This window comes from Zoogloea ramigera (assembly GCF_006539865.1).
Classification (GTDB): Bacteria; Pseudomonadota; Gammaproteobacteria; order Burkholderiales; family Rhodocyclaceae; genus Zoogloea; species Zoogloea ramigera.
In genome coordinates this window covers 1-4,444 of record NZ_BJNV01000133.1, presented here as the reverse complement: position 1 = coordinate 4,444, position 4,444 = coordinate 1, and the positions used below count along the sequence as shown (strand labels likewise).

The 4,444-nt window shown below is 62.6% G+C and carries 5 protein-coding genes; 2 read left to right on the top strand and 3 right to left on the bottom strand.

What is annotated here, in order from left to right:
- The 3 genes from tnpC to tnpA form a co-directional block, all read right to left on the bottom strand.
- Positions 1–1,451: IS66 family transposase (gene tnpC, locus ZRA01_RS19915; RefSeq protein WP_246093789.1), on the bottom strand; the 1,451-nt coding region annotated here is incomplete at its 3' end.
- Positions 1,452–1,480: 29 nt separating this feature from the next.
- Complete coding sequence (gene tnpB, locus ZRA01_RS19910; protein ID WP_141355114.1) at positions 1,481–1,840, bottom strand: IS66 family insertion sequence element accessory protein TnpB; 360 nt, start codon at positions 1,838–1,840, stop codon at positions 1,481–1,483.
- Entirely contained in the window at positions 1,840–2,151 is a 312-nt protein-coding gene (tnpA, locus tag ZRA01_RS19905) for an IS66 family insertion sequence element accessory protein TnpA (protein ID WP_141355113.1), read from the bottom strand. Before tnpA ends, tnpB begins: the two co-directional genes overlap by 1 nt.
- 89 nt (positions 2,152–2,240) lie before the next feature.
- On the opposite strand from tnpA, the gene ZRA01_RS19900 reads away from it, so the two are divergent.
- The gene (locus tag ZRA01_RS19900; RefSeq protein WP_141355112.1) at positions 2,241–3,548 is read left to right on the top strand and encodes an Eco57I restriction-modification methylase domain-containing protein; all 1,308 of its coding nucleotides are present in this window, start codon (positions 2,241–2,243) and stop codon (positions 3,546–3,548) included.
- Entirely contained in the window at positions 3,545–4,243 is a 699-nt protein-coding gene (locus tag ZRA01_RS19895; protein ID WP_141355111.1) for a hypothetical protein, read from the top strand. Before ZRA01_RS19900 ends, ZRA01_RS19895 begins: the two co-directional genes overlap by 4 nt.
- The last annotated feature ends 201 nt before the right edge of the window (positions 4,244–4,444 follow it).

The following is a 4,444-nucleotide window of genomic DNA, read 5'->3' as shown; positions in this document are numbered from 1 at the left end:
TCCGCCACCGGAGCCTGCGGATGTGCTGGCCACTCGCGTTTCAGGCCGCTCTGCCGGCGACTCAGCATAATCGCGGACTGAACATAATTCCGACCCATCGGAATCGGCCGTAGCGCCCGTTCGAGGTGATTGGTGTCGATCGGCACATCCGGGTCGGCCAGAAACACTTCCAGCGCTGCACGTCGCTTGTGGGCGTAGGCGAGCGCCTTGGTCAGCGGGCTGCTGGGCAGGAGCCCCTGGGCCGCCAGATGCTCCTTCACCCAGCCGAAGAACGCCTCGACGATCGGCCGCGCGTGATCGAGCCGGTACTCGCGCCTCGCGTCCCCCTTGAGCCTGGCCTCGCGGAGCTTCGCCTCGACCGCGTAGAGCGCGCCGATATAGTCGAGCGCCTTGGACGCCAGGTCGGGCTCGGCCGCTTCGGCGTTGATGAACTCCCGTCGGCAGTGCGTCCAGCACTGCGCGTGGGTGAGCCCGGTCTTGCCGGCATAGGCCTCGTAGGCGCCATAGCCATCGGAGAGCAGCACGCCGCCCTCGACCGGGGTGAGCCCGAGCACCTTCTCGACGTTGCTGTGCGCACGGCTCTCGAAGAAGGGGAAGCAGATCTCGTCGAGCTCGCCATAGACCGGCCAGAAGTAGCAGCCCTTCATCTTGCCCGGGCCGGCGCGGCCGGCCTTGATCGGGGTCTCGTCCATGGCCTTGACGCGGCTTGTGCGGATCGAGGCCAGCTGGGCCGCGTAGATCGGCTCGAGCAGCGCGGCGGCCTGCGCGGCCAGTTGGGTGAGCCAGGCGCGGCTGACCGTGATGCCGGCATCAAGGAGGCGCTGGTGCTGGCGGTACAGCGGCAGGTGCCAGGCGAACTTGTCGAGCAGCAGGCCGACGAGGAAGCTCACGTCGGCGCGGCACCCGTCGATCACCCCCGCCGGGGCCGCCGGGCAGTGGAGCGTCTGCGTGTCGCCGCGCTTGATGAGCGGGCGCACGTACTTGAGGATCACGTAGCTGCCCGGGCGCTGCGCGAGGCGATGGCTGACCTTCTCGCCGATCACCTCGTACTGGTCAGGCGAGAGGCCCTCGAGCTCCGGGTTGGCCAGGGTGATGGTCTCGACGGGCACGCGGGCTTCGTCGAAGAACAGCGTGGCGTCGTTCTTGTCCTGGGCGAAATCGGTGCGTGGCGTACGCCGCGTGTGGCCGGCCACCGGCTTGCCGGGGGGCTCGGGCGGTGCATCGGGGATGGGGAGTTCGCCCAGGTGCATCTGCGCCGGGTGCGGGGCCAGCGGGCGCTTCTCGCTCTTCTGGCCGAAGAGCTGGCGCCGGAACCACTCGAGCTGGTGTTGGATGGTCTGCACTTCGCGTTGCAGCGCCGCATGCGCCTGGGCCAGTTCGACGACGCGCTCGGGCGCCCACTGGGCGGCTTCGGCGGGGGTCGGAACGGGGGTGGGATGCGGGCGCGGCATGGCCCGTATTTTACCGTAAGCCCCAGCATTCATGCGGGTTTCAAGGCAGTCTCGGGCCGTTTGTAGCGGCGTTTGTAGCGGGCGGGCTCGATGCCTTCGAGGAGCAGCTTGAGCCCGGTCCAGTCCATCTGGCGCGTGGCGATGTGCGCCCAGTTGGACACGAAGCGCCCCTCTTCGAGGCGCTTGGCCCACACACAGAATCCGGTGCGGTCCCAGTACAGCACCTTCATCTGCGTGCCGCGCCGGTTGATGAACACGAACAGCTCGCCCGAGAGCGGATCGCACCCGAGCGCGTGGCGGGTGAGCGCGTAGAGGCCATCGAAGGATTTGCGCATGTCGACCGGCTGGCCATACACATGGACCCGGACGGCGCCTTCGGGGAAGAACATCAGCCGCGCGACAGGTGGAGGATCACCCCTGCGCCCAGATCGAGCCGCAGTTCGAGGCGACCTCCAGCGCCGAGCAGGCCCGCGTCGACAAAGCCGGTTTGCGGCGCGCCCGGCGGGGGCAGCTCTACGCCGCGGGAGACGTCATCCGCCAGCAGGCTCCGCCACCGCCTGAAGCTCGATACGCTGAGGCCTTCGTGGGCGCAAAACGCCTCGATCTCCAGGCCACTGGCGGCGAAGCGCGTCAGCACCTCGCCCCACGCCTCGCGGCTACGCCGCTGCCGCTTGTTGTTGCTTGTCGTCGCGCTGGTCACTTCGCGTTCCTCCTGATTGAATAGGAGGAGGATTCTTCCGCGTGAGGCCGGGCGGGGGAAGAGCGCCGCTCAGTGAGCGGTTACGCTTGATGAACCCACCTTACGCATCATGGCGTTCGCTTTCGGTGTCGGCCAGAGCGTTGCTCACCGAGTCCTTGGGAACACTTGCCCAGTCTCGGCCGGATCTCGCGTTTGCCTTCTTGACCAAAGGTGTCGAGAGTCTTGCCCCGCAGGGCATGATGGGAGCCGTCTTGCCTGCCTCCCTGCTTGATGGAAAGTCAGCCGAACCTTTGCGAGAACGCCTTGACGCCCTGGCGTTCAAGCAAGTGGTCGTGCGTCTGGGAAATCAATCGATTTTCGATCAGGCAACCGTTGATGCCTCCCTCTATGTAGGGCGTCGGCAGGCCGAAGTCAGTGAGTCTCCCTGTCCAACCTTGATGGTTTGGGCAGACCACACCAGCGGCGCATCGGATCGCGCCCTACGGACCTTGCGCAGTCTGGACTGGACGCCCAGTGATGGCCTGATCGAGATTGATCATGGGGATTACAGCATTTACTCCGAAGTCTGCGAAGGGACGTCGGGCTGGGCTCCACGTCCGCTTGCGTCTACGAAACTACTTCGTCAGTACAAGCCTTTACCCCGGCTGTCTTCTCAGTATTCGATCAACCAAGGGACGATCACCGGCCTGAACGAAGCCTTTGTGCTGGACGATGACGAGTTCAAGCGGCTTCCACGCACAGAGCGTAAATTCTTCCGAAAAGCCATCATTAACGCGTCCATTCGCGATGGTCGTATTCATGATGGGCACTGGGTTTTCTATCCTTACGGAGCGTCCATCCCCGTACTGGATTCGGAAGAGAAACTGTTCGAGCTGCTTCCCCATTATGTGCGTGAGTATCTGGAGCCCAACAAGTCGGCACTCCGACGCCGTACCGGTATCGATGAGGCCTCCTGGTGGCACTTGACGCGTAAGCGAGCCGTGCATGAGCGATTCACGCCCAAGATCGTGTCGACCTACTTCGGAAATGCGGGATCGTTCGCCTGGGATGCCACGGGTGAATATGTGGTTGTCCAAGGCTATGCCTGGACTCCCAGCGGTAGCACCGTTATCAACGAAAAAACGGGGTTGGCGGCTGTTGCGGTACTCAGTTCCGCAACGGTGTCGCGACTGATCGCCGCGATATCGAACAATCTGGCAGGCGGTCAGTTCAATCTCTCTGCGCGCTATATGAGCAAAATGCCATTCGTCGACCTCAAAAATGAAGCCCTAAGTGAGCAAATCGATGCACTCGCGCTGATCGGGGTGGCCATCAGTCGCGGGGAGTCCTACAGCAAAGAGCTTCGAGATCGACTGACCGAGGATTTGTTTTCCATCTCCGCTACGACAACAAAATGAGCCGACGCCGTGACAGACAAAAGCTTGCATCAGCAAACGCGTTGCCGGGTTTTCCTGTCGCAAAGATAGAAGCCCTTGGGCGCCAGATGGCCATTGCAGTCGGCAATCAGTTGGGGGTCCAGACCCCCTATGCGCATCCAGTCTCAACCCCACGGGGACCGAGCCTGCGGATTGCATGCAAGCCATTGATCACCCGTGATGACGATGGCCGAATGCCATTGCTGGTCATCAGAGAGCCCAAGGGACAGGATGGCGTCTTCCTGGAAGTTGCAGTTGACTACAGTTGGGATGCAGGAATGCATTACCTGACCCATGTCAGTCTCAAGCTCTATACCGGACCAGCACCGAACGCTTCTGCGTTACGTTTCAGAGCCGAGTGGGACCCAAGGGAGGCGGCACGTCTGCATGCTCAACCCCACTGGAACATTGACAAAGGTGATGACGATACCGCTCCACTGAATCAGCCCGGTGATCAGGCCCCCTGGATACCAGCAGCCAAGCTGGCCCCCTGGTTGGCTCCGGAACCGACCAATTCAGAACCCAGTCTGGATCTCAAGAAATTTCACTTTGCGATGGCCGCAGGCTGGGAGCGTGAAGCCCCGCATCATTCCACGCCCATTGCCGACGAAAGCGCCTTGATACGATGGATGGCAGGGTGCACCGGGTACATTCGCGACCAAGTGAGTGGTGTGTAGTCCTTCACCACACGAATGGCTGCAAGGTCATGCTCAGCTTGAAAACTCAGGAAGTCTGTGTGTCCGTTTCTGCCTTCCTGAGGCGCAGTGCATTTCCGACCACACTGGCCGATGAAAAACTCATCGCTAGGGCGGCGATCATCGGCGAGAGAACCAGCCCATACGCCGGATAGAGGGCGCCGGCTGCTATCGGGATACCAA